Annotated in this window: 17 protein-coding genes; 4 read left to right on the top strand and 13 right to left on the bottom strand. The window is 66.4% G+C overall.

Features of this window, described 5'->3' with window-relative positions:
- Positions 1–14 precede the first annotated feature (14 nt).
- Together ACLD0W_RS14395 and ACLD0W_RS14400 are read left to right on the top strand one after the other, a co-directional pair.
- Entirely contained in the window at positions 15–473 is a 459-nt protein-coding gene (locus ACLD0W_RS14395) for a YiiD C-terminal domain-containing protein (RefSeq protein ID WP_410308176.1), read from the top strand.
- Positions 474–820: 347 nt separating this feature from the next.
- The gene (locus tag ACLD0W_RS14400; protein WP_410308177.1) at positions 821–2,947 is read left to right on the top strand and encodes an IgaA/UmoB family intracellular growth attenuator; all 2,127 of its coding nucleotides are present in this window, start codon (positions 821–823) and stop codon (positions 2,945–2,947) included.
- Positions 2,948–2,957: 10 nt separating this feature from the next.
- On the opposite strand, the gene hemE is transcribed toward ACLD0W_RS14400, so the two are convergent.
- From hemE to ACLD0W_RS14455, 11 genes are all read right to left on the bottom strand, one after another.
- Complete coding sequence (gene hemE, locus ACLD0W_RS14405; RefSeq protein WP_410308178.1) at positions 2,958–4,019, bottom strand: uroporphyrinogen decarboxylase; 1,062 nt, start codon at positions 4,017–4,019, stop codon at positions 2,958–2,960.
- Between the two features lie 110 nt (positions 4,020–4,129).
- Positions 4,130–5,551, bottom strand: coding sequence for an FAD-dependent oxidoreductase (locus tag ACLD0W_RS14410; RefSeq protein ID WP_410308179.1), 1,422 nt, complete (start codon positions 5,549–5,551; stop codon positions 4,130–4,132).
- An 11-nt stretch (positions 5,552–5,562) separates the two neighbouring features.
- Complete coding sequence (gltB, locus tag ACLD0W_RS14415) at positions 5,563–10,026, bottom strand: glutamate synthase large subunit (protein WP_410308180.1); 4,464 nt, start codon at positions 10,024–10,026, stop codon at positions 5,563–5,565.
- 172 nt (positions 10,027–10,198) lie between these two features.
- The gene (locus ACLD0W_RS14420) at positions 10,199–11,692 is read right to left on the bottom strand and encodes an SPOR domain-containing protein (protein ID WP_410308181.1); all 1,494 of its coding nucleotides are present in this window, start codon (positions 11,690–11,692) and stop codon (positions 10,199–10,201) included.
- On the bottom strand, positions 11,682–12,761 hold the full coding sequence (gene aroB, locus ACLD0W_RS14425) for a 3-dehydroquinate synthase (protein ID WP_410308182.1): 1,080 nt from the start codon (positions 12,759–12,761) through the stop codon (positions 11,682–11,684). The genes ACLD0W_RS14420 and aroB overlap by 11 nt, the downstream gene beginning before the upstream one ends.
- A gap of 33 nt (positions 12,762–12,794) precedes the next feature.
- A complete protein-coding gene (gene aroK, locus ACLD0W_RS14430) occupies positions 12,795–13,328 on the bottom strand; it encodes a shikimate kinase AroK (protein ID WP_410308183.1) in 534 nt (177 codons plus the stop codon).
- Positions 13,325–15,463, bottom strand: coding sequence for a type IV pilus secretin PilQ (gene pilQ / locus ACLD0W_RS14435; protein ID WP_410308184.1), 2,139 nt, complete (start codon positions 15,461–15,463; stop codon positions 13,325–13,327). Before pilQ ends, aroK begins: the two co-directional genes overlap by 4 nt.
- A gap of 21 nt (positions 15,464–15,484) precedes the next feature.
- Positions 15,485–16,021, bottom strand: a complete 537-nt coding sequence (locus tag ACLD0W_RS14440) for a pilus assembly protein PilP (RefSeq protein ID WP_204427703.1) — start codon at positions 16,019–16,021, stop codon at positions 15,485–15,487.
- Positions 16,022–16,032: 11 nt separating this feature from the next.
- Entirely contained in the window at positions 16,033–16,713 is a 681-nt protein-coding gene (locus ACLD0W_RS14445; RefSeq protein ID WP_410308185.1) for a type 4a pilus biogenesis protein PilO, read from the bottom strand.
- The gene (locus ACLD0W_RS14450) at positions 16,710–17,300 is read right to left on the bottom strand and encodes a PilN domain-containing protein (RefSeq protein ID WP_410308186.1); all 591 of its coding nucleotides are present in this window, start codon (positions 17,298–17,300) and stop codon (positions 16,710–16,712) included. Before ACLD0W_RS14450 ends, ACLD0W_RS14445 begins: the two co-directional genes overlap by 4 nt.
- Positions 17,297–18,364, bottom strand: coding sequence for a pilus assembly protein PilM (locus ACLD0W_RS14455; protein ID WP_410308187.1), 1,068 nt, complete (start codon positions 18,362–18,364; stop codon positions 17,297–17,299). The genes ACLD0W_RS14450 and ACLD0W_RS14455 overlap by 4 nt, the downstream gene beginning before the upstream one ends.
- Before the next feature lie 197 nt (positions 18,365–18,561).
- On the opposite strand from ACLD0W_RS14455, the gene ACLD0W_RS14460 reads away from it, so the two are divergent.
- Positions 18,562–21,099: a penicillin-binding protein 1A gene (locus tag ACLD0W_RS14460; RefSeq protein ID WP_410308188.1), complete on the top strand. Its 2,538-nt coding sequence runs from the start codon at positions 18,562–18,564 to the stop codon at positions 21,097–21,099.
- Between the two features lie 93 nt (positions 21,100–21,192).
- Here ACLD0W_RS14460 and ACLD0W_RS14465 read toward each other — a convergent pair whose 3' ends face one another.
- The gene (locus ACLD0W_RS14465; protein ID WP_410308189.1) at positions 21,193–22,467 is read right to left on the bottom strand and encodes a malic enzyme-like NAD(P)-binding protein; all 1,275 of its coding nucleotides are present in this window, start codon (positions 22,465–22,467) and stop codon (positions 21,193–21,195) included.
- A gap of 101 nt (positions 22,468–22,568) precedes the next feature.
- Positions 22,569–22,790 (bottom strand): 50S ribosomal protein L31, encoded by a 222-nt coding sequence (rpmE, locus tag ACLD0W_RS14470; RefSeq protein ID WP_410308190.1) that lies wholly within the window; start codon positions 22,788–22,790, stop codon positions 22,569–22,571.
- 128 nt (positions 22,791–22,918) lie between these two features.
- Here rpmE and ACLD0W_RS14475 point away from each other — a divergent pair, with 128 nt between their 5' ends.
- Positions 22,919–25,105 (top strand): primosomal protein N', encoded by a 2,187-nt coding sequence (locus tag ACLD0W_RS14475; RefSeq protein WP_410308191.1) that lies wholly within the window; start codon positions 22,919–22,921, stop codon positions 25,103–25,105.
- The last annotated feature ends 67 nt before the right edge of the window (positions 25,106–25,172 follow it).

Genomic DNA, 25,172 nt, shown 5'->3' on the forward strand with positions numbered 1-25,172 from the left:
GGCGGGAGACCCCCATGGCCTTGAGCGAAACCGAAAAAGAACAAATCAAAGCGGCCTCGGACCGCACCTTTCCGTTCGTGGAACGCTGCGGCGCCCGCACCCTGGACGTGGACCGCGGCTATTGCCGCATGATGATGCCGCTGGCACCCAATCTGAACCATGTGGGCATCATGTACGCTGGCGCGCTCTACACCCTGGCCGAGCTGCCCGGTGGCGTGATCTATATGTCCTCGTTCGACGTGCGGCGCTTCTACCCCATCGTCAAGGACATGCGCATCCGTTTCCGCCGGCCGGCCACCACCGACATCACCGTGGAAGCCCGACTGTCCGAAGCGGAGATCCAGCGCATCCAGGCCGAAACGGAAGCCAACGGCAAGTGCGACTTCGAGTGGGACACGGAACTCAAGGACGCCCGCGGCGAGGTGGTGGCCCTCAGCCACAACATCTATCAACTGCGTCTGATCGGCGCTTGAGACCCGCCGTGACACAAAGGTCATTGTTCTTTACGCAAAGGGGACAGACCCCATTTACGCCGTTAATTACTGATCCTTAACAAAAAGTTTGCCGTCGATGCAAAGCGAAACTTGACACTTCACGGCAAGCGGGTCTAGCCTGTAATCGCACCTTGAGGCGGGACGCCAACGGGTGCGATTTCGAGTGATATGAGAGTCTCTGGAAATCTTGCGCGGCCTTCGGGCCGCGCTTTTCATTTGGGGCCGCTCCCACCGGGGAAGTGAACCGCATCACCCTCTTCCGCCCCCGCGCTTCCCGCTCCGCCAGGATACGTTAGCATGCCCGCTTGTTTCCCAAGGAGCCGGGCATGGTCCTGCTGACCCTGAAAGTCATTCTGCTGCTGGTGGTGATCCTCACCTCCCTGTATTCCGCCCTGATGTATTCCGCCCGCAAGCGCGAAAGCGCCCGGCAACTGGCGGAGCTGCGCGGTCGTGCCCAGCCGCTGCGGCGCCTGTCCCTGGACGAGCGCCAGGCCCTGACGCCCTTTCTGTTCCGGCCGGACCGGCCCGGCAAGCCGATACGCCTGCACAGCGAAGAGGTGTTTCCGCTGAGCGGCCCCTACCGCCGCCATGGCATCAGCAACCAGGGCAACCAGACCTGGCATCACATGATCGGCGGCGTGGAGGTGATCCTGCCGTTCGACGCCGAGCACTTTCTGGACCAGGACAACCAGGCCGAGGTGGTGTTCGCCGACAAGCTGGCGGTGGTGGTGCGGCTCAACGGCTTCGAACTGCTGGAGGGCGCCGAACGCGAACAGCGCCGTGAAACCGCCCGCGACCAATGGCAGCGTGGCGAGTCCGGTCATCTGCAGGACGTGACCCTGGACGACGACGACCAGGACGCAGCCAGGGACCCGGCCACCGGGGACCGCCACCGGGTGGAGATCCTGCACCAGCGGGACGAGACCCCGGCGGAGATCGAGGCCCGCCAGGGGCGTGGCCTGGGGCTGCTGTCCGGATTGTGCTGGTCGCTGGCCTTGATCGCCGTGGCGCTCGCCGCCAGCCGCCAGAGCGGCCTGTGGCAGGGCCTCTGGGCGGCGCTCGCCCTGGCCGGCGCGGCCCTGGGCCTGTGGTTGTTTTGGCGGCGCCGGCGCCCGGGCCCGGCGGGCAAGGTGAACCGGGTGACCGGTTATCTGAACCTGATGCCGGTGGCGGTGGACGAACAACAGGGCACGGTGTCGGTGGCGCCGGTTCTCGGCGACAAGTTTCCGTTCTCCCTGCCTGACCACTGGCGCCCGCACATCAAGCTGGAACAGGACCAGCGGCTGGATCTGGGCCTGCGCGTGGACGACTACTCGGTGGTGGACTATTCGGAGGCCAATACCCCGGGGCGCCGTTTTTCCGTGGACGAGGAACAGCGGCGCCATCCGCCGGTGTACTGGGGCCGCCATCTGTCCCTGGCCCTGGTGGGGCTGGTGGCGCTGGCCGCCGCCCTGCTGGGTCCGGCCCGGCCGCTGCTGGACGCGGCCCAGACCGGCCAGTGGCTGGCCGGTGCCGGGCCCTTACCGGTGGACGAACCGGCGTCACTGACGGCGACGCCGCCGGCCCTGGGGCGCCGCCTGATCGTGAACGGCGAGGGCCGCTGCCAGGTGGCCGCCGATCCGGCCCGGGTGCGCTGCGACCGGGTGCGCTGGGGCGGGGATACGCTCACCCCGCCGGATCTGGAGGTGGACCCGCTGACCCGCTCGCTGCTCAGCGGCGACCTGCTGGAAACCCGCCGGGAACGTTCCCTGGAGGTGATGGCGATGATGCGTGGCGGCGGCACCGGTGACCGCCGGCCGCTGGTGGTGAGCAACGCGCGGGCGGTGCTGGCGTCCATCGACGAGGCCTGCCCGAACGACGACGAGCGGGCCTGCGCCGAGCTGCGGCGCCGGGCGCTCGCCACCCTCTATTTTCCGGCGGCGCCGGAGGAACAGGACTGGGCCACCCTGCGCCGGCGGCTGGCCGAAGAGGACGACGCACAGCACCGGGAAGCGGTGGCCCTGCAGGGGCGCCTGGACAACCTGAGCGACGCCATGGCGCGGGTGGCGGAACAGCGCCTGCGGCCGCTCACCGCGCAGCTGGCCGAAGCCCTGGCCGCACAACAAAAAGGCGGCGTGGTGATCGGCGCCGTGGACGGCACCGACCTGATTCCTCTCCCGCCACGGGACCCGGCGGGCCGGCACTGGGAAACCCTGCGGGCCCTGGCCGGCGACGGCGGCCGGCGGGCCTTCAAACTGGACGGGGTGCTGGTGCGCCATGACCAAGGCGCGGACGGCGCGCCGCTGTGGCTGCTGGACCCGGAGCGGGTGGACAGGGGCGGGCCGGCCCTGGCGCGGTTGCTGTGGGTGGTCGCCGCCGTGGCGTTGCTGCTGGTGCACGGCGTGCTGGCGCTGCGCGGCTATCTGGCCGCGGGGCGCCGGCGCCGGGCTCTGGAACAGGAATACGGCGGCTAACAGGGAGGCTCTAGCGGCTCCCCAACTCCACCACCGCCTCGATAAAGGCGCGGGCGTGTTCCGGGTCCACTTCCGGCGTGATGCCATGGCCGAGATTGAAGATGTGGCCCGGGTGATCGCCGAAGTCGTCGAGGATGCGCTTTACCTCGGCGCGGATCGCCGCCGGCGGCGCGTACAGCACCGCCGGGTCCAGGTTGCCCTGCAGGGCCACCCGGTCGCCCACCCGGCGGCGGGCCTCACCGATATTGATGGTCCAGTCCAGGCCCAGGGCGTCGCAGCCGCTGTCCGCCATGGTTTCCAGCCACAGCCCGCCGTTCTTGGTGAACAGGATCACCGGCACCTTGCGGCCTTCATGGTCGCGGATCAGCCCGTCCACGATGCGCTTCATGTAGCCCAGGGAGAACTCCGGGTAGGCTTCCGCGGACAGGGCGCCGCCCCAGGTGTCGAAGATCTGCACCGCCTGGGCGCCGTGGCGGATCTGCGCGTTCAGGTAGTCGGTAACCGCCCGGGCCAGCTTGTCGAGCAGGGCGTGGGCCAGCTCCGGGCGGCCATAGACCATGCCCTTGAGGTGACGGAAGTCCTTGCTGGGGCCGCCTTCCACCATATAGGTGGCCAGCGTCCAGGGGCTGCCGGAAAAACCGATCAGCGGCACCCGGCCGTTGAGCTCCCGGCGGATGGTGCTCACCGCGCGCATCACGTAATCCAGGTCGCGCTCCGCGTCCGGCACCGGCAGCGCCGCGATGTCCTCTTCAGTGCGCACGGTCTTGCGGAATTTCGGCCCTTCCCCGGGCTCGAAATACAGCCCCAGGCCCATGGCATCCGGGATGGTGAGAATATCCGAGAACAGGATCGCCGCGTCCAGCGGGTAGCGCTCCAGGGGCTGCAGGGTGACCTCGCAGGCCAGCTCCGCGTTGCGACACAGATCCATGAAGGAACCGGCCTTCTCGCGGGTGGCGCGGTACTCGGGCAGGTAACGGCCGGCCTGGCGCATCATCCACACCGGGGTGCGATCCACCGGTTCACGGGCCAGGGCTTTCAGGAAGCGGTCGTTCTGAAGCGGGGCGTGGGTCATGGGAATTCCTTGGGAAACACGTTCATGCGACGGACAACCACCGCATCATATAGAAAAAGGGCCTGCTTTCGCAGGCCCTTGAGCGTCGTGTTCAGGCCCGTTCGAGGCGCCTAGACGTCCAGGTAATCGAGAATGCCCTTGGCGGCCTCGCGGCCTTCCCAGATGGCGGTCACCACCAGGTCCGAGCCGCGCACCATGTCGCCGCCGGCGAAGATTTTCTCGTTGCTGGTCTGGAACGGGAACGCCTGCTTCTCCAGGGCGGTGACCCGGCCGGAGTCGTCGGTGGTGATGTTCTTGCCGTCGAACCAGTCCGCCGGGCTGGGGCGGAAACCGAAGGCCACGATCACCACGTCGGCGGGCAGCACTTCCTCGCTGCCGGGGATCGGTTCCGGGCGGCTGCGGCCGTTGTTGTCCGGCTCGCCGAGCTTGGTCTCGACCACTTTCACGCCGACCACCTTGCCGTTCTCGCCGACCACTTCGATGGGCTGACGGTTGAACAGGAACTGCACGCCCTCTTCCTTGGCGTTGGCCACCTCGCGGCGGGAGCCGGGCATGTTTTCCTCGTCACGGCGGTAGGCGCACACCACGCTCTCCGCCTGCTGGCGGATGGAGGTGCGGTTGCAGTCCATGGCGGTGTCACCACCGCCCAGCACCACCACGCGCTTGCCGCTGACGTCGATGAAGTCCGCTTCGTCTTTCTCGAAGCCCAGGTTACGGTTGGCATTGGCCACCAGGAACGGCAGCGCCTCGTGCACGCCGTCCAGGTCCTCGCCGGGGAAGCCGCCCTTCATGTAGGTGTAGGTGCCCATGCCCATGAACACCGCGTCGAATTCCTCGAGCAATTCATCGATGGTCACGTCCTTGCCCACCTCGGTGTTGAGGCGGAACTCGATGCCCATGCCCTCGAACACTTCCCGGCGCTTGGTCATCACCGGCTTTTCCAGCTTGAACTCGGGAATGCCGAAGGTCAGCAGGCCGCCGATTTCCGGGTAGCGGTCGAACACCACCGGCTTGACGCCGTTGCGCACCAGCACGTCGGCGCAGCCGATACCCGCCGGGCCGGCGCCGATCACCGCCACTTTCTTGTCGGTCCACACCACCTTGGACATGTCCGGACGCCAGCCCATGGCCAGGGCGGTGTCGGCGATGTACTTCTCGGTGGCGCCGATGGTCACCGCGCCGAAGCCGTCGTTCAGGGTGCAGGCGCCTTCGCAGAGACGGTCCTGCGGGCACACACGGCCGCACACTTCCGGCAGGGAGTTGGTCTGGTGCGCCAGCTCCACCGCTTCCATCAGGTTCCCCTCGCTGATCAGCTTCAGCCAGTTGGGGATGTAGTTGTGCACCGGGCACTTCCACTCGCAGTACGGGTTGCCGCAGTGCAGACAACGATGCGCCTGATGCTCCACTTCCCGGGTTTCGAACGGGTAGTAGATTTCCTCGTAGCGTTCCTTGCGCTCCTCGATGTCCTTTTTCTTGGGATCGACCCGCGGAACATCCAGGAACTGAAAGTGATTGTTCAAACGTTCAGCCATGTTCTTCCCCGTTATGCCGGATTGGCGCGCGTGCTCTTGAGCAGGTCTTCCAGACTGGCCGCCTTGGGTTTGACCAGCCAGAACTTGCGGCTCATGGCATCGAAATTATCCAGAATGTGCTGGCCCCACTCGCTGCCGGTCTCTTCCACGAACTCGTGAATCACATGGCGCAGATGGCTGCGATGGGATTCGGTGGACTCGGAGCTGATGCGATGCAGCTCGATCAGTTCCGGGTTGACCCGGTCGAAGAAATCGTTGTCCTCGTCGAGCACGTAGGCGAAGCCACCGGTCATGCCGGCGCCAAAGTTGTGGCCGGTGCGGCCCAGCACGGTGACACAGCCGCCGGTCATGTACTCGCAGCAGTGATCGCCGGCGCCTTCCACCACGGCGTGCACGCCGGAGTTGCGCACGCCGAAGCGCTCGCCGGCGGTGCCGGAGGCGAACAGCTTGCCGCCGGTGGCGCCGTACAGACAGGTGTTACCGACGATGGCGGTGTCCTGGGTCTTGAACGGGCTGCCCTTGGGCGGGCGGATCACCACCTTGCCGCCGGCCATGCCCTTGCCCACGTAGTCGTTGGCGTCACCTTCCAGGTACAGATGCAGGCCGCCGGCGTTGAACACGCCGAAGCTCTGCCCGGCGGTGCCGGTGAAGCGCACGCGGATCGGGGCGCTTTCCATGCCCAGGTTGCCGTGGTGTTTGGCGATCTCGCCGGACACCGTGGCGCCCACGGAACGGTCGCAGTTGGTGATGGTGTAGTGGAAGGAACCGCCGGACTTGTTCTCCACGGCGGTGCGCATCTCTTCCACCATCTTGGCGTTGAGCACGCCCTTGTCGAACGGCTCGTTGCGTTCCACCTGGCAGTGGGTGGGCTTGTCCGCCGGGATGTGATCGTTGCGCAGCATCGGCGTCAGGTCGAGACGCTTGTGCTTGTCGGTAGTGCCTTCAATGCGCTCCAGCAGATCGGTGCGACCGATCAGGTCCGGCAGGCTCTTCACACCCAGGGCGGCGAGCAGCTCGCGCACTTCCCGCGCCACGAAGGTGAAGTAGTTGATCAGCATGTCCGGGGCGCCGATAAAGTGATCCTGGCGCAGGTCGTCACGCTGGGTGGCCACGCCGGTGGCGCAGTTGTTCAGGTGACAGATGCGCAGGTACTTACAGCCCAGCACGATCATCGGCACGGTGCCGAAACCGAACGACTCGGCGCCGAGAATGGCCGCCTTGACCACGTCCAGGCCGGTCTTCAGGCCGCCGTCGGTCTGCAGGCGGATCTTGTCGCGCAGGTCGTTGGCGCGCAGCGCCTGGTGCGCCTCGGACAGGCCCAGCTCCCAGGGCGAACCGGCATAGCGGATCGAGGTCAGCGGGCTGGCCGCGGTGCCGCCGTCGTAACCGGAGATGGTGATCAGGTCGGCATAGGCCTTGGCCACGCCGGAGGCCACCGTGCCCACGCCGGGCTCGGACACCAGTTTCACCGATACCTGGGCCGCCGGATTGACCTGCTTGAGGTCGAAGATCAGCTGGGCCAGGTCCTCGATGGAATAGATGTCGTGGTGCGGCGGCGGTGAAATCAGGGTGACGCCGGGCACCGAGTGACGCAGCCGGGCGATCAGCGCGTTGACCTTACCGCCGGGCAGCTGGCCGCCCTCGCCGGGCTTGGCGCCCTGGGCGATCTTGATCTGCAGCACTTCCGCGTTGACCAGGTAATGCGGGGTCACGCCGAAGCGGCCGGAGGCGATCTGTTTGATCTTGGAAACCCGCTCGGTGCCGTAGCGGGCCGGATCCTCACCGCCCTCGCCGGAGTTGGAGCGCCCGCCCAGCCGGTTCATGGCGGTGGCGATGGCCTCGTGGGCTTCCGGGCTGAGCGCGCCCAGGGACATGCCCGCGGAGTCGAAGCGCGGCAGGATGGTTTCGATGGGCTCGACCTGATCCAGGTCGATGGCGGTCACGTCCGGGCGCAGCCGCAGCAGGTCCCGCAGGGTCGCCACCGGCCGCTCGTTGACCAGCGCCGCGAATTCCTTGTACGCCTCGTAATCGTCGTTCTGGGTGGCACGATGAATGGCGTGCACCACATCCGGATTGAAGGCGTGGTATTCCTTGCCGTGGATGTACTTGAGCACGCCGCCGGCGTCCACCGGCTTGCGCTGCTTCCAGGCGTCCTTGGCGATGATCTTCTGGTCGTTCTCGAAGTCCTCGTAGGTGGCGCCTTCGATGCGGCTCTGCACGCCGCGGAAGCACAGGTCCACCACGTCGCTGGCCACGCCGATGGCTTCGAACAGCTGGGCGCCGCGATAGGAGGTGATGGTGGAGATCCCCATTTTGGAGAGGATCTTCATCAGGCCCTTGTTGATGCCCTTGCGGAAGTTTTTCTGCAGTTCCACCGGGTCACCGAGCAGCTCGCCGCTCTTCACCATATCGGCGATCACGTCGTAGGCCAGGTACGGGTAGACGGCGGTGGCGCCGAACCCGAACAGCACCGCGAAGTGATGGGAATCCCGCGCGGTGGCGGTTTCCACGATGATGTTGGCGTCGCTGCGCAGGCCCTTGGCGGTCAGGTGGTGGTGCACCGCGCCGGTGGCCATCAGGGCGTGGATGGTGAGCTGGTCCTGGGCGATGCCGTGGTCGGACAGCACCAGGATCACCTTGCCGGCGGCCACGGCTTTCTCCGCCGCCGCGCACAGATCGCGCACCGCCTGCTCCAGGCCGGTGTCCGGCCCGTAGTGCAGGCTCAAACGCTCATGGCCGTAACCCGGGCGTTCGATCTTGAGCAGATTGGTGAACTTGGAGTGCGACAGCACCGGCGTGGCCAGGATCGCCCGGTCGGCGTGGTCGGAGGTTTCCTCGAACACGTTGCGCTCGGCGCCCACGCAGGTTTCCAGGCTCATCACGATGGCTTCGCGGAGCGGATCGATGGGCGGGTTGGTGACCTGGGCGAACTGCTGCCGGAAGTAATCGTACAACGGCCGCTGGCGCTGGCTGAGCACCGCCATGGGGGTGTCGTCGCCCATCGAGCCGGTGGCTTCCTGGCCGGATTCCGCCAGCGGGCGGATCACCTGATCGCGCTCCTCGAAGCTGATCTGGAAGAACTTCTGATAGCTCAGCAGATCCTGCGGATCGATGTCGTCGGTGCGCTCCACCTCGTGGTCGTAATTGGCCTCGATGCGCAGGGCGTTTTCCTTCAGCCACTTCCGGTAGGGGTGGCGCACCTTGAGCCGGTCGTCGATGTCGCGGGTGTGCAGCAGCTCGCCCTTCTCGATGTCCACCGCCAGAATCTGGCCGGGTCCGACCCGGCCCTTGGCGACCACGTCCTCGGGCTGATAGCTGTACACACCGATCTCGGACGACAGCGTGATGAAGCCGTTCTTGGTGATCACCCAGCGGGCCGGGCGCAGCCCGTTGCGGTCCAGCATGCACACCGCGTAGCGGCCGTCGGTCATCACCAGACCGGCGGGGCCGTCCCACGGCTCCATGTGCATGGAGTTATATTCGTAGAAGGCGCGCAGGTCCGCGTCCATGGTGTCCACGTTCTGCCAGGCCGGCGGCACCATCATGCGCACCGCGCGGAACAGATCCATGCCCCCGGCGAGCAGCACTTCCAGCATGTTGTCCATGCTGGAAGAGTCGGAGCCGCTGCGATTGACCAGCGGGCTCAGGTCCGCCAGGTCCGGCAGCAGTTCGTTGTCGAACTTGTTCTGACGGGCCAGCGCCCAGTTGCGGTTGCCCTGGATGGTGTTGATTTCACCGTTGTGCGCCAGGTAGCGGAACGGCTGCGCCAGCGGCCACTGCGGCGACGTGTTGGTGGAGAAGCGCTGGTGGAACACCACGATGGCGGTTTCCATGGACGCGTCGCCCAGGTCCGGGAAGAACGCCGGCAGATCCACCGGCATCATCAGACCCTTATAGGACACCACCGAGGCGGACAGGGAACAGACATAGAAGTAGCCGTCGTTCTCGATGCGCTTTTCGGCGTGGCGGCGGGCGTAGAACAGCCGGCGGTTGAGCTCCTGCTCGGAGCCGTCGTCGGCGGATACCAGCACCTGCACGAAGCCCGGCAGGGATTGCTTGGCCAGCTCACCCAGACAGGACGGGTCCGTGGGCACGTCGCGCCAGCCCAGCACGTTCAGGCCCTGGGCCTGGAGCTGCTCCTCGACGATCGCTTTCTGGGCACAGGCGCGTTCCGCCTCCGGGTGGGTGAAAATCATGCCCACGCCGTAGGTATCCGGCAGTTCCACGCCCACTTCATCCGCCACCTTGCGGAAGAAGGAGTCGGGTTTTTTCAGCAACAGCCCGCAGCCGTCACCGGTTTTTCCGTCGGCATTGATGCCGCCCCGGTGGGTCATGCAGGTGAGCGCTTCGATGGCGGTTTGCAGGAGCTCGTGGCTGGCCTGGCCCTCCATATGGGAGATCAGACCAAAGCCGCAATTGTCCCGGAAATCTCCGGGCTCATAGAGCCCCTGCACCAGCTTGGAATTCTGCTGCATCAAAACCAATCCTCTTGAAATTCAGAGACTTACAGAAGGCGGTACGGGCGTCGAAAAGACAGCGACGGCAAAAAAGGGATAGGCATTCTACACGCTGAGCCCGGAGGCGACAAACGTCGCGAAGGCCCGACCCGGACAGGTCAGGCCGCGAAGCGGTCCGTTTCGGCGACGTTCAGCGCAATTCCTTACGGATTGCCCCCATGTCCCGGGGGAAGGGGCCGCCGCCACGCAGCGTTTCCGGCAGCGATTCGCGCGCCTTGAGCGCCGCCTCGCGACTGGAATACGGGCCCGCCAGCACCAGATAGACCTGCTCTCCGCCTCTTTCCGTGCGGTAGTAGGCACCCTCGCGGCCGATCCGGTCAAGCACCGCGCGGGCGCCGTCCTCGCGGCCGGTGGCCACCAATTGCAGGAACCACTGATCGTCGCCCCGGGTGGCCAGCCAGTCTTCCTGGCGGTAGCCCAGGCGCGCATCCAGGCCGGACAGTTCCGGCTGGCCGGCACGCACCGTCCGGTCGTCGTCGGACGAAGCGGCGTCGGTGGAAACAGTGCCGGTGGCGGAATTGCCGCTGGCGGAATTGCCGGTGGAGGCGTCGGCGGGCCGGGAAGGCGCGGACGCCGGCTTATCGGACGAGGCGGTCGGCGCCGGGGGCTCGCTCTTCGCCGGCGCGGCGTCCGGTTCCGCGGGCGGCACCGGGGCGCCGCCGGCGGTGGACACCGCCTCCTGCTCGTCGCGGCGGGCTTCCGCCTGCTCGAAATCCGCGGCGTTGTCGTGGAATTCCGCCAGGGCATTGCGGCTGCTTTCCGGATCCGACACCAGGCCGTAGTCGCGGCCGTCCTCGCCGGTGCGCGGCGCCAGGCTTTGCTCCGGCGTTTCCGCCGGCGCCGCGTCCACGGTGCCGGCCGGCCCCTGGGGCAGTTCCAGGTTCACCACCTTGTCGGTGCGCTCCGCCTCGTCGTCGCCGCTGGCCAGCCACAGCACCAGCACCACCAGCACCAAAGCGCCCACCGCCAGACCATGGCGCCAGGGCACCGGCTTGCGGGCCACCGGGGCGGCCTCGTCGGCGCGCTCGTCCAGCAGATGAAGCACCGTTCCCAGGCGCCCCTGGCTGCGGGCCAGGATCTCGTCAGCGTCTTCCCGATCCAGGGACAGGGCGTGGAAATCGTCGGCCAGGGCGATCACGTCGTCGCCGTCCAGGGGCGGCAGGCTGAGCGTATCGGCCACTTCCAGGCCGCCGGCGCGGACCGCTTCGGCACTGCCGGGCGCGCCGCCGAACACATAGGCCAGACGCTGCCCCAGCTTCTCCTTGAGCGAGGCCATGGTGGCCAGCGCCGCCTCCGGCATGCTCTCGGTGTTGTCCACCACCACCACCAGTCGGCTGTGGGCCAGGGCCTGTTTGAGGGTATCGGCCAGTTCCGCCCGCTCGATGCCGAAGTGCACCAGCATGGCGTCGACCACGGCGTTGGCACCGGGCTCCTCGGCGCCGTCCAGGCGGATCAGTTCGTAGTCACCGACCAGGGCCATGGACAGCATGCCCAGCAGGGTGGACACCCCGCTGCCGGCTTCCCCTTCCAACACCACCGTGGCGCTTTCGTGGGCGTGGCCGTTCAGCGCGTCGAGCAGGTCGCCGCGCTCGGCGCCCTCGTAGAAAAAGTCCTCATCTCTCACAAAAGGCCTCGAGCGTTCGCGTCAATGCATTCGGATCGTATTCGCCTGTGACCAAAGCGTCGCCGATTTGGTTCAGCAGCACCAGCCGCAGGCGGCCGTTCTGGACTTTCTTGTCCAAAGCCATCAGATCAGTGAAATCCGCCCGGGTCATGCCCGGCGGCGCGCTCACCGGCAGCGCCCAGGCGGCCAGGCTGTCGACCACCCGCTGGCGGTCGCCGGCGCCCAGCCAGCCCAGTTCCTCGGACATGCGCGCCGCCATCACCGTGCCGGCGGCCACCGCCTCGCCGTGCAGCCAGTCCCGGTAGCCGGTGAAGGTTTCCATGGCATGGCCGAAGGTGTGCCCCAGGTTGAGCAGCGCCCGGTTGCCCTGCTCGGTTTCGTCGGCGGCCACCACCTCGGCCTTGTTGCGGCAGCTGCGCAGGATGGCCTCCGCCAGCGGCACTTCCTGGCGGGCGGCCAGGGCGGGCTGGTGCTCGATCAGCCAGTCGAAAAAAGCCGGATCGCGGATCAGGCCGTACTTGATCACCTCCGCCATACCGGCGGCGAACTCGCGATCCGGCAGGGTATCCAGCACGGCGGTGTCGATCACCACGGCGCGGGGCTGGTGGAAGGCGCCGATCATGTTCTTGCCACGGGGGTGGTTAACGGCGGTCTTGCCGCCCACCGAGGAATCCACCTGGGCCAGCAAGGTGGTGGGCACCTGGATGAAATCCACGCCGCGCTGATAGCAGGCGGCGGCGAAGCCCACCATATCGCCGACCACGCCACCACCCAGCGCCACCAGGGTGGTGGTGCGCGAATGCCGGTTCGCCATCAGGGCGTCGAAAATCGTTTCCAGGGTGGCCAGGGTCTTGTGGCTTTCGCCGTCGGGCAAAACCAGGGTGTCGCACTGCAGATCGCCGAGCCCTGCGGTGACCCGTTCCAGGTACAGCGGCGCGATGGTCTCGTTGCTGACCACCATCACCTGGTTGCCGCGCACCGCCTGGCGGATCAGGTCGCCGTCGAGCAGACCACGACCGATATGAATGGGGTAACTGCGCTCGCCCAGCGCCACATCAAGCTTGTGCATAGTGTCTCGAATCGCCGGTGGGAAGGATCGGCATTATCGGTTGGCGTGTTCGGCCAGACAACCGAGCACCTGATCGGTGACCTTCTTCAGATTACCGGAAGCGGTGGAGACCACGGCGTGCGCCACGTCCCGATAAAGCGGATCGCGCTTCTCCAGCAACGCCTGCAGCTTGCGCTCCGGATCGCCGGTCTGCAACAGGGGACGGTTGCGGTCGTTGCGGGTGCGCGCCAGTTGCAGCTCCACCGGCGTCCACAGATAGATCACGCAACCGCGCTCATGCAGATGGCGACGGTTTTCGTCATTGAGCACGGCGCCGCCGCCGGTGGCCAGCACGATGCCGTCCAGGGCGGTGAGTTCGTCGATCACATCCCGCTCGCGACGGCGAAAGCCGTCCTCGCCTTCCACGTCGAAGATCCACGGGATATCGGCACCGGTTTTTTCCTCGATAACCCGGTCGGAATCGTAGAAGGGGCGGTCCAGGACCTGAGCCAGGTGGCGACCCAGGGTGCTTTTGCCGGCACCCATGGGCCCCACCAGAAAGAGAGAGGTTAATTCCTTTTCATTCACCGACTGACCATTGCGTCTTTCACCAGGCGAGGCGTGATAAAGATCAGCAGTTCCTGCTTGTTATCACGGTTCACCTTCTTGCGGAACAGGGCACCCAGCCAGGGAATGTCACCCAGGAAAGGCGTTTTGATCACGGAGTTTACCGTTTCCTGCTGGAAAATACCGCCCAGAACCACGGTTTCCCCGTCATTGACCAGCACCGTGGTTTCCACCCGGTTGGTGTTGATGGCCGGGTTGTCCAGGTTGGTGCCCAGGGAGTCGTTGTTGACCTTGAGCTGCATGATCACGTCGCCTTCCGGGGTCACCTGCGGCGTCACTTCCAGACGCAGCTCCGCCTCGATGAATTCCACCGCGGTGGCGCCGGAGGCGGTGGCCACGTTGAAGGGCACCTGCTGACCGGAAGCGATCACCGCCGGCTGCTGGTCGGCGGTGAGCACCTTGGGCGTGGCCACCAGTTCACCGTGGCCCTCGGATTCCAGCGCCGACAGTTCCAGTTCCAGCAGCCCGGAGTCCAGCGAGGTGAAACCGATGGAGAAGCGGGTGGCGTCGGTGGATTCCACGCCCATGTCGACGATCAGGTCGTTGTTCTGCTCTTCGTCGAACTCCTCGAATTCACCCAGGGAGCCGTCGTCGTCGCGGTCGATATTGGCGTAATGCAGCTGGCGCAGGGAGGTGTGGCGCCCGGATACGGCCCAGGACTCGCCGTCGCTGTAGAGGCTGTCGGTCCAGCCCAGGCCGCCCCAGCGCACGCCGAATTCATCGGCCACGTTGGTGCTGGCCACCACCACCCGGGCCTCGATCAGCACCTGCTGGACCGGCACGTCGAGCCGCTGGATCAGGTCACGGATGTCCTCCAGGCGGGCGGTGGTGTCCTGCACGATCAGGGTGTTGGTGCGCTGATCCACGGTCACCGAGCCGCGTTCGCTGACCAGGGAGGAACCGTCGCTGCCGCCCTGGGCGGTGATCAGCCCCTGCAACTGTTCGGCGCGGGCGTAGTTGATGCTGATGTATTCGGTGCGCAGGGGCGCCAGCGAGGCCAGCTGCTTCTGCGCTTCCAATTCCTGCTTCTCGCGGGCGGCGATCTCGTCCGCCGGCGCCACCAGCAGCACATTGCCCACCTGGCGCTTGTCCAGCCCCTTGGTTTTGAGGATCAGATCCAGGGCCTGGTCCCAGGGCACGCTCTGCAGACGCAGGGTGATGCGGCCGGACACGGTGTCCGAGGCCACCAGGTTCAGGTCGGTGAAGTCGGCGATCAACTGCAGCACCGAGCGCACTTCGATGTCCTGGAAGTTCAGGGACAGCTTCTCGCCGTCGTACTTGAACGCTTCCCGGCGCTGGCGCTCCTTCTCCGCCGGCGTCAGCGGCTTGATATTGATGCTGAACAGATTGTCCGCCTGGTAGGCCAGGTACTCCCAGGTGCCCTGGGGCTCGATGGTGACCACGGTGCCGCCGTCGGTGCGGCGGGTGTCAACGAACTTCACCGGCGTGGCGAAGTCGGTCACGTCCAGCCGACGCACCAGGTCATCGGCGATCTCGGCGCCCACGAAGCGGGCGATGATCTTGCCGCCCTCCTCGCTCACGTCCACCGGCATGGAGGCCTTGGACAGGTTGATCATCACCCGGCCCTCGCCGTCGCCGCCGCGACGAAAATCGATGTCGCTGATCGCCGCTTCGCTGGCCACCATCGGCGAGGGGCTGGCCGGGTCCATGCGCGGCGTGCTCTGGCCGCCGCCCAGGGTGATCACCAGCTGCCGGCCCTCCACCCGGGTTTGGTAGCCGGTCAGCTGCTCCATATTGAAGATCAGCCGGGTACGGTCCTTGGCTTCCACCACGGTGACGCTGCGCGTGTTGCCGGCGCCGAGATTATGGCGCTTGATGCCCAAGGCGCTGTCGGTGTTCAGCAGGTCCAGGGCGATGCGCGCCGGACGCTCGATGCTGTAGCCCTGCACCTGTGGCGCGCCGCCCTGGAAATCGAGACGCACTTCCACGCCATCGCCGGGCAGGGTATTGGCCTGCAGGTCGGTGAGCGTCGCCGCCCGCACCGGGGAAAGCAGGCTCACCCCGACCAGAACCAGCAACGCCGCGAACCAATGCCGGGGCGCTGCGCTTGTTGTTTTCGAAGTAAAGAAACTCATAACTGGCATCCCCAGCAGCAGTTAGTCAGCAAGCGTAATATTCCGGGAGCGTTCCACCCAACCCCCTTGTCCATCCGGCACGATTTCCACCAGCCCGAGCTGGCCGGCGCCCACATCCACCACGCGCCCATAGTTCTTGCCCATATGGCTGCCCACCCGCACCCGGGTGACCGCCCCGGAAGGGTCGGCGATCAGCGCCTCCAGCGGGTTCCCCGGCCGGGTGATGGTACCCACCATGGCCAGCGAGTCGAGGCTGAACCCTTCCAGGTATTCCTTGGGCCGGCTGAGATCCGGCTCCACCGCCCGCCCCTCCGGCACTTCCAGCAGTTTCTGGTCCTGCGGCGGGCTGAACGGCGGGCGCAGCTTGTGCGCCGCGTAACTGTAGGTGGCGATCGGCTTGAATTCCGGCGGCGGCTCGATGCGGCCACGGGGCCGCGCCTTGATCTCTTCCAACCGGGCGTCCAGCTGGCCGAGATTGGCGCCGCCGCCGCAACCGCCGAGCAGGGCCGTTACCGTCACCACCATGATCCCCCGCGCGATGGCGTTTCGTGCTCTCATCTGTGTTCCCCTCAGGAGCGACCCTTCTTCCCGGCCTGCTTCTTATTGCCATCGCTGCCGTCCCCGCCTTCCGCGTAGCGGTAGGTCTTGGCCGTGATGGCCATGTCCAGCAGCCCCCCGGGCTCCTTGTTGTCGCTCTTCAGCGGCGCGATCTTGAAATCATGGAGCGTGACGATCCGTGGCAGCGCCGCCACCCCGGACACGAACGAGCCGAAGCCGTGGTAATCGCCGATCACCCGGATATCGATGGGCAACTCGGCGTAGAACTCCTTCTTGACCTCGTCCTTGAGCTCGATGGTCTCGAACTCCAGGCCGCTGCCCAGGCCGGTGTGGGTGATGTCCTCGAGCAGACCCGGCACCTCGGTGTCGCGGGGCAGCTGGCTTTTCAGGGTCTCGAAGCTGGCCTCCATTTCCACCAGTTGCTGGCGGTACTGTTCCAGGTTGTGGGCCTGAAAGGCTTTCTTCTCGTAGCTCTCGAGCAGCGAGGTCTCCTCCCGCTCCAGTTGCCCATGGCGCGCGTTCAGATCCTTGATGGCCAGGAAATAGCCGAGCAAAAGGATCGCCCCGAACACCAGGATGGCGGCGCCGATTTTCACCGGCAGCGGCCAGCCGCCCACGTTCTCGAAATCCAGGCTGTTGAGCTCGTCGATCAGCTCGCGCACATCCAGATTCTTCAGTTCGGACGCTTTCATTTGCCGCCCTCCTGTTCGTCGTCGCCGCCCGGCGAGCCCTGTTTGACGGTAAGCAGGAAGGCGTTGGCCTGGGCCTCGCCGTCACTGCCACGGCTGGATTCCAGAGCGCGCACATTGAGCAGATTGGGTTCGACGAACCAGTCGGAGGCGTCCAGGTTGCGCATCAGCCGGGAAATGCGGTTGTTGGATTCCGCCACCCCTTCGATGGTGTAGGTATCGCCGCTGCGCTCCACCAGGGTGTAATAGACGCCGTCCGGCAGGGTGCGCACCATCTGGTCGAACACATAGACGATGGTGGGGCGGTTGCCCTGCAGTTCCTGAATCACCTTCATGCGCGCCACCAGTTCGTCGCGGCGGCGCTGCAGTTCCTTGATTTCCTTGATCTGGGTGTCGAGCTTGGCGATGGCGCTCTGAATATGGTTGTTGCGGCTCTGCTGGTCGGCGATCTGGCTTTCCACCGCCCCTTTCCAGAGCCAGAAAATCAGCCCGGCGACGATGGCGGCGAAAATCAGCCCGGCCAGGAATTCCTGTTTCTTCTGTTTGCGCCGTTCCTCGCGCCACGGGAGCAGGTTAATGGTGGTGGTCATTGTTCGAAGCTCCTCAGCGCCAGGCCGCAGGCGATCATCAGCGCCGCGGCGTCGTTCGCCAGCGCGCGGGCGTTGACCTTGTTGGCCAGCGCCATGTCGGCGAACGGATCGGCCAGGGAGCACCCGGTTCCCACCTTGTCCTGGATCAGCTCCGGCAGCCCCGGAATCGACGCGGAGCCCCCCGCCAGCAGGATGTAGTCCACTTCATTGAACTGGGTGGAGCCGTAGAAGAACTGCAGCGAGCGGTTGATCTGCTGAACGATGGATTCCTTGAACGGAAACAGCACCTCGCTTTCGTAGTCCTCCGGCAATTCACCGGTCTTCTTGGCGAGCCCCGCCTCTTCCATGGAGATGCCGTAGCGGCGCTGGATTTCCTCGGTCAGCTGCTTGCCGCCGAACAGCTGCTCGCGGGTATAGACACTGCGGGTCTGATGGAAGACGTTGAGGGTGGTCATGGTGGCGCCGATGTCGAACACCGCCACCGTATCCAGCTCGCCGGCGTTGGGCAGGGTCGGCAGGATCATCTGGAAGGTGCGCTCCATGGCGTAGGCTTCCACGTCCACCACCTTCGGCTGCAGGCCGCCGATTTCCAGGGCGTCGGCGCGCATTTCCACGTTTTCGGTACGCGACGCCACCACCAGCACCTCGACCCGCTCGGCGTTGTCCTGCACCGGGCCCAGCACCTGGAAGTCCATGCGCACTTCATCGAGGGGGAAAGGGATGTACTGGTCCGCCTCCACCCGCAGTTGGTTTTCCAGGTCGTCCTCGCTGAGCGAGGCGTCCATTTCGATCAGCTTGGTGATGGTGGCGGAGCCGGGCACCGCCACCGCGGCGGTTTTCACCCCCGGGCGGGCACGCCCCACCAGTCGCGCGATCACATCGCCGACCCCCTCCACATCGCTGACGTTCTTCTCCACCACCGCGTTGGCGGGCAGGGGTTCCACCCCATAGCTCTCCACCTTGTAGCGGCCCCCCGTCCTGGACAGCTCCAGCAATTTGACGGCGGTGGAACTGATATCGATCCCCAGCAGTGTCTGGGCCTTTTTTCTGAGAAAAGGCAGCACAGTCGTCGTCCCGTGTGTTTTTTATAGAGGCTTTTTTGCTTCAAAAATATGTAGTTACGTGGCTTTTATGCTCAACCACTTTAGAAATTAGTAATAACAGAACGGATATTAGATCACAACAACCTTTCCACCGTATAATGACCTGCTTCACGGGTCTGCTAGCCCTTTCTTCTGATCGTCAGAGCTATTGCAACAATATGCACTTGACCGCCTCCTGGATCCGAGCCCTCGCGCTCCTCGCCCTCGCCGCCATCACCGGTGCCCTGCTGATCCTCGCCGCCTGCTATCTTTACCTCGCCCCGCAGCTGCCCGCGGCCGTGGCCATTCGCGAAGTGGAGTATCAGATTCCGCTGCGCATCTACACCGCCGACGGCAAGCTGATCGCCGAGTACGGCGAAAAGCGCCGCGAGCCGATCACCTACGACGAGATCCCGCCGCTGTTCGTCAAGGCGGTGCTGGCCGCCGAGGACGAGCGCTTCTTCGAGCACCCGGGGGTGGATCCCAAGGGTCTGCTGCGGGCGGCCCTGGAACTGGTGCGCTACCAGGAGATCCGCTCCGGCGGCTCCACCATCACCATGCAGGTGGCGCGCAACTTCTTCCTCGACCGGGAACAGCGCTTCCTGCGCAAGTTCAACGAGATCGTGCTGGCGATCCAGATCGAGCGCATCCTCAGTAAGGAAGAGATCCTTGAGCTGTACCTGAACAAGATCTATCTGGGCCACCGTGCCTACGGCGCCGAAGCCGCCGCCCAGGTCTACTACGGCAAGCCCATCGGCGAGTTGACCCTGCCGCAGCTGGCGATGATCGCCGGCCTGCCCAAGGCGCCCTCCGCCTACAACCCGATCACCAATCCGGAGCGCGCGCGACTGCGCCGCAACTGGATTCTGTTCCGCATGGAGGAAACCGGCGCCATCAGCAAGGAACGGATGGAAACCGCCCGCCTGGCGCCGGTCACCGCCCGCTACCACGCCGCCAGCCCGGAGGTGGAAGGGGCCTATATGGGCGAGATCGCGCGCATCGCCGCCCAGGACCTGGTGGACAAGGACGTGTACACCGAAGGGGTGCGCATCTATACCACCCTGAACAGCGAACGGCAGAATGCCGCCGTCACCGCCCTGCGCCAGGGCCTGCACGCCTACGACGAACGCCACGGCTACCGGGGCCCGCTGGCCCACATCGACACCGACGACCTGCCGGACCCGGGCTGGCCCCGCCCCCAGGACACCGAAGCGGCACCGGCCCAGGACCAGCCGGAACCGGAACTGGCCAAGGCCACCGAACCGGACGACAGTGACGAACTGGACGGCGACCGGGCGGCCTGGGTGGAACGCTTCCGCGACCAGCCCGCCTACGGCCCGCTGCACACCGCCGTGGTCACCGCCCTGCGCGAACGCCAGGTGGCGGTGCTGCTGGCGGACGGCAATCAGGCGGTGCTCGAATGGGACGATCTGAAATGGGCCCGCCCCGCTCTTAATAAAGGCTACATGGGCGAGGCGCCGAACCGCGCCGACGACATCCTCAAGGTGGGCGACGTGATCCACGTGCGCCCGGTGGGCGACAACGAGGACACCCACTGGCGCCTGGCCCAGCTGCCCCGCGCCCAGTCCGCCATCGTCTCCCTGGACCCGGACACCGGCGCCGTGCAGGCCCTGCAGGGCGGCTACAGTTTCTATGCGTCCAAGTTCAACCGCGCCACCCAGGCGCGCCGTCAGGTGGGCTCGGCGTTCAAGCCATTCGTGTACACCGCCGCCCTGGAAAACGGCTTCACCCCGGCCACCATCATCAACGACGCGCCTGTGGTGTTCGACAGCAGCGAGCTGGATGAAGCCTGGCGTCCCACCGGCGCCAGCGAGCGCTTCTACGGCCCCACCCGGCTGCGCGAAGCGCTCTACCGATCGCTCAACCTGGTGTCGATTCGTATTCTGCGCCAGGTGGGCATCGGCCAGACCATGAACACCCTCAATCATTTCGGCCTGCCCACCGAGCGCTTCCAGCGGGACCTGTCCCTGGCCCTGGGCAGCGCCTCCCTGACGCCCCTGGAGCTGGCCGGCGCCTATGCCATCTTCGCCAACGGCGGCTACCGGGTGACGCCTTACTTCCTGGAGCGCATCGAGGATAAGAACGGCAAGGTGCTGTGGAAGGCGCCCCGGGTGGAAAAATGCGAAGCGCCCTGCGCGGTGGTCGAGGACGACGACGCGGTGGCGGCCAGCACCCCGGACACCGACGAGGACGGCAAACCGATCCAGCCGCCGCCGGTGAAGGCGCCCCGGGTGGAAGACGAGAACATCATCTGGTTGATGAACAGCATCCTGCACGACGTGGTGGAACGCGGCACCGGTCGCGACGCCCGGCGGCTGGGCCGGGGCGACCTGCACGGCAAGACCGGCACCACCAACGATCAGGTGGACGCCTGGTTCTCCGGCTTCTCGCCGGCCCTGGTGGCCACTGTCTGGGTAGGCTTCGACAGCCCCGCCACCCTGGGCTGGGGCGAATACGGCGGACGCGCCGCCCTGCCGATCTGGATCGACTACATGGGCAAGGCCCTGGACGGCGTGGAGGAGCAGTACCCGCCGCAACCGCCGGGCATCGTGTCGGCGCGCATCGACCCGGAAAGCGGCCTGCAGGCCCGGCCGGACAACCCGAACGCGATCTTCGAGTACTTCCGCGAGGACAATGTGCCGGAGCTGGAGTCGCCGCACAGCAACGACGGCCGCACCCCGGAGCAGATTTTCTGAGGCGCAGGGCCCGGGCCCTGCGCGGCTTCGGCCGCGAACAAAAAAAGGCCGGCGAATGCCGGCCTTTTTCGTGGTACTCGCGGAACCAGCGCTTCAAAGCTCCGGGAAAATCTCGCTCAGCGAGTTCAGCGGATAGTGGGACGGGTAACCCTTGCGCGCCACACCGGAGTCCACCGCCGCTTTGGCCACCGCCGCCGATACCCGGCCCAGCAGACGCGGGTCGTTGGGCTTGGGAATGATGTACTCGGCGCCGAATTTCAGCTCGCCGCCGCCGTAGGCGTCCAGCACTGCCTTGGGCGGCGCTTCACGCACCAGCTCGGCGATGGCGTGCACGGCGGCGATCTTCATTTCCTCGTTGATGGACGTGGAGCGCACGTCCAGGGCGCCGCGGAACATGTACGGGAAACACAGCACGTTGTTGACCTGGTTCGGGTAGTCCGAGCGACCGGTGGCGATGATGGCGTCGGCACGGGCGGCTTTGGCCACTTCCGGGCGGATCTCCGGGTCCGGGTTGGCCAGCGCGAAGATGATCGGCTTCGGCGCCATCTTCTTGACCATCTCCGAGGTCAGCATGTCCGGGCCGGACACACCGATGAACACGTCCGCGCCGTCCACGGCGTCGTCCAGGGTACGCTTGTCGGTGTCGTTGGCCAGCGCCGCCTTGTACTGATTCAGGTCGTCACGGCGGCTGTGGATCACGCCCTTGCGATCCAGCACCAGGATGTTCTCCTTGCGCGCGCCCATTTCGATCAGCAGCCGCACGGAGGCGACACCGGCGGCGCCGGCGCCCACGCACACCACCTTGATGTCCTGGATGCGCTTGCCCTGGATCTCCAGGGCGTTGAGCAGGCCGGCGCCGACCACGATGGCGGTGCCGTGCTGGTCATCGTGGAACACCGGCACATCGCACTGCTCCTTGAGCACGCGCTCGATCTCGAAGCATTCCGGCGCGCGGATGTCTTCCAGATTGATGCCGCCAAAGGTGCGGTGAATACGCATCACGGTGTCGATGAACGCCTGCGGGTCCTCGGCGTCCACCTCGATGTCGAACACATCGATGCCGGCGAACAGCTTGAACAGGATGCCCTTGCCTTCCATCACCGGCTTGGAGGCCAGGGCCCCCAGATTGCCGAGACCCAGGATGGCGCTGCCATCACTGATCACCGCCACCAGATTGCCCTTGGATGTGAACCGGTAGGCCAGCTCCGGTTCGCGCGCGATCTCGCGCACCGGTTCCGCCACCCCGGGGCTGTACGCCAGGCTGAGGTCACGGCTGGTCGCCGCCGGCTTGGTCACCTCAACGCTGATCTTCCCCGGACGCGGTTTGGCGTGGTATTCCAGGGCCGCCTTTTTCAGATCCTCGGACATGGGGGGTCTCCACAAACACTCAATGACAAAAAACACACTTTGAAAAGCAAAAAGCACCCTGGCGGGTGCTTTTCACAGGCAAGACTCAGAGCTTGTAGTATTTACTTGTTCTTGCCTGAGCGCATCATGCCGAAGCGCTGTTTGAACTTATCGATCTGGCCACCGCTGTCCGCCTGCTTCTGCTTGCCGGTATAGAAAGGATGGCAGGCGGAGCACACGTCCACTTCGAGGCTGCCGCCACGGGTGGAACGGGTTTCGATCACGTTACCGCAACTGCAGGTCACGGTGACGTTCTGGTAATCGGGATGAATCTCTGGTTTCATAGCAAAGCTCCTTCTGGTGTCGCCACCCGAGCCTCTCGTCGGGCACCACACTGGCTTGCGCCGGGCAAAAGTGAAGGCGAATCATAACAGCTTGACACCGATGCGCAAGAGATAACCGGACGCTCCCCGTGCCTTCTCCCTCCGTTGTACAGGTCGCCCTGCCGGTGCCCCTGCCCGGCTGCTTCGACTACCGCCTGCCGGCGGACACCCCGCCGCCGGAACGCGGCTGTCGGGTGGAAGTGCCGTTCGGCCGCCGCACCCTGGTGGGCGTGGTGCACGGCCTGGAACCCAGCGACCGCAAACAGCTCAAGCCCATCAAACGGGTGCTCGACGACGAGCCGGTGATCGACCCCTTCCTTTATAGCCTGTGCGAGCGCGCCGCCCGCTACTACCACCACCCCCTCGGCGAGGTGCTCAACTTCGTGCTGCCGGCGTTGCTGCGCCAGGGCCAGCCGGCCCGCGCCGGTGGCGAGGTGCGCTGGCGCCTCACCGACCGGGGCCACCACGTGGCGCCGGAGCGGCTGGCGCGGGCCCCCCGTCAGTTGCAGGCCCTGCAGGTACTCGGCGAACACCCGCGCGGGCTCACCCCGGCCATGCTGGAGGCCCTGTCGGTGTCGCGGCCGGCGCTGCAGGCCCTGCGCGACAAGCAATGGGTGGAACGGGTGGAGGTGGCGCAGGCGGCACCGGCGGAGGCCGACACGGTGCGCGCCGAGCCGGCCCTGCGCGCCAGCGGCGAGCAGCGCGCCGCCATCGAGGCGATCACCGCCGCCGAAGGTTTCCAGCCGTTCCTGCTCGACGGCGTCACCGGGAGCGGCAAGACCGAGGTGTATTTGCAGGCCATGGCCCCGGTGCTGGCCGCCGGCAAGCAGGTGCTGGTGCTGGTGCCGGAGATCGGCCTGACACCGCAGACCCTGCGCCGCTTCCGTCAGCGCTTCTCGGTGCCGGTGACGGTGCTGCACTCCGGCCTCACCGACCGGGAACGGCTGGACGCCTGGGTGGCCGCCCGGGACGGCCGGGCGCGCATCCTGATCGGCACCCGCTCGGCGGTGTTCACGCCGCTGGCGCGGCCCGGCCTGATCATCGTCGACGAAACGCACGACGCCTCCCTGAAGCAGCAGGACGGGTTCCGCTACCACGCCCGCGACCTGGCCACCTGGCGCGCCCAGCAGTTGGAGGTGCCGGTGGTGCACGGCAGCGCCACACCGGCCCTGGAGACCCTGCAGCTGGCCCGCGCCGGCCGCTACCATTGGCTGCGTCTGCGCGAGCGGGCCGGCGGCGCGGTGGCCCCGGCCATCGAACTGCTGGACGCCCGCGACGCCACCCCGGACCGACCGCTGCTGCCCACCGCCCTGACCGCCATCGAACGGACCCTGGCCAAGGGCGAGCAGGCGCTGGTGTTTCTCAACCGGCGCGGCTTCGCGCCGGTGATCCTGTGCCGGGACTGCGGCTGGCAGGACGAATGCCCGCGCTGCGACAGCCTGATGACCTGGCACCGCAGCGAGCACCAACTGCGCTGCCACCACTGCGGCCACCAGCACCGGGTGCCGCAGCGCTGTGGCCAGTGCGGCTCCACCAACCTCGCCGACGCCGGCGCCGGCACGGAAAAACTGGAAGCCCTGCTCAGCGAGCACTGTGACGCGCCGGTGGTGCGCATCGACCGCGACACCACCCGCCGCAAGGGCAGCCTGGACGCCAAGCTGGCGCAGATCCAGAAGGGCGAGCCGGCGGTGCTGGTGGGCACCCAGATGCTGGCCAAGGGCCACCATTTTCCGCGCCTCAGCCTGGCGGTGATCATGAACATGGACGCCGGCTTTCTGAGCGCCGATTTCCGGGGCCCGGAGCAGGCCGCGCAGTTGTTGCTGCAGGTGGCCGGCCGCAGCGGTCGCCAGGACCGCCCCGGCCGGGTGCTGATGCAGAGCCGCCACGGCGACCACCACCTGGTACGGCTGGCCGCCGCCGGCGACTACCACGCCCTCGCCGATGCCCTGCTGGAGGAGCGACGCGGCGCCGGCCTGCCGCCGTTCGGCCACCTGGCGCTGCTGCGCTGCGAGGCCATGGTCATGGAGCAGGCGATACAGTTTCTCGATGAATGCGCGCAACGGCTGCCCGGCCACCCCCAGGTGCAGGTACTCGGCCCGGTGCCGGCGCCGATGGAGAAGCGTGCCGGCCGCTACCGCGCCCAGCTGCTGCTGCAAAGCCCCCAGCGCCCGCCCCTGCATGGCGTGCTCGACGCCCTGATGGCGCTGGCCCGGGAACTGCCCTCCGGCCGGCGCTGCCGCTGGCACCTGGACGTGGACCCCATCGACCTGCTGTAGCCCGCCCGGGTCTCGCGGGGCAGAAAGCGCCGATAGAAAATTCCGATGGGAATAAGTCAGATAACTT

This window comes from Alloalcanivorax sp. C16-1 (assembly GCF_046507805.1).
In the GTDB taxonomy this organism is placed as follows: domain Bacteria; phylum Pseudomonadota; class Gammaproteobacteria; order Pseudomonadales; family Alcanivoracaceae; genus Alloalcanivorax.

Excerpts from the sequence above, each read along its gene's own strand:
- ACLD0W_RS14395 (WP_410308176.1), top strand. The coding sequence starts at position 15 with ATGGCCTTGAGCGAAACCGAAAAAGAACAAATCAAAGCGGCCTCGGAC.
- ACLD0W_RS14400 (WP_410308177.1), top strand. The coding sequence starts at position 821 with ATGGTCCTGCTGACCCTGAAAGTCATTCTGCTGCTGGTGGTGATCCTC.
- hemE (WP_410308178.1), bottom strand. The coding sequence starts at position 4,019 with ATGACCCACGCCCCGCTTCAGAACGACCGCTTCCTGAAAGCCCTGGCC.
- ACLD0W_RS14410 (WP_410308179.1), bottom strand. The coding sequence starts at position 5,551 with ATGGCTGAACGTTTGAACAATCACTTTCAGTTCCTGGATGTTCCGCGG.
- gltB (WP_410308180.1), bottom strand. The coding sequence starts at position 10,026 with ATGCAGCAGAATTCCAAGCTGGTGCAGGGGCTCTATGAGCCCGGAGAT.
- aroB (WP_410308182.1), bottom strand. The coding sequence starts at position 12,761 with ATGCACAAGCTTGATGTGGCGCTGGGCGAGCGCAGTTACCCCATTCAT.
- pilQ (WP_410308184.1), bottom strand. The coding sequence starts at position 15,463 with ATGAGTTTCTTTACTTCGAAAACAACAAGCGCAGCGCCCCGGCATTGG.
- ACLD0W_RS14440 (WP_204427703.1), bottom strand. The coding sequence starts at position 16,021 with ATGAGAGCACGAAACGCCATCGCGCGGGGGATCATGGTGGTGACGGTA.
- ACLD0W_RS14445 (WP_410308185.1), bottom strand. The coding sequence starts at position 16,713 with ATGAAAGCGTCCGAACTGAAGAATCTGGATGTGCGCGAGCTGATCGAC.
- ACLD0W_RS14450 (WP_410308186.1), bottom strand. The coding sequence starts at position 17,300 with ATGACCACCACCATTAACCTGCTCCCGTGGCGCGAGGAACGGCGCAAA.
- ACLD0W_RS14460 (WP_410308188.1), top strand. The coding sequence starts at position 18,562 with ATGCACTTGACCGCCTCCTGGATCCGAGCCCTCGCGCTCCTCGCCCTC.
- ACLD0W_RS14465 (WP_410308189.1), bottom strand. The coding sequence starts at position 22,467 with ATGTCCGAGGATCTGAAAAAGGCGGCCCTGGAATACCACGCCAAACCG.
- rpmE (WP_410308190.1), bottom strand. The coding sequence starts at position 22,790 with ATGAAACCAGAGATTCATCCCGATTACCAGAACGTCACCGTGACCTGC.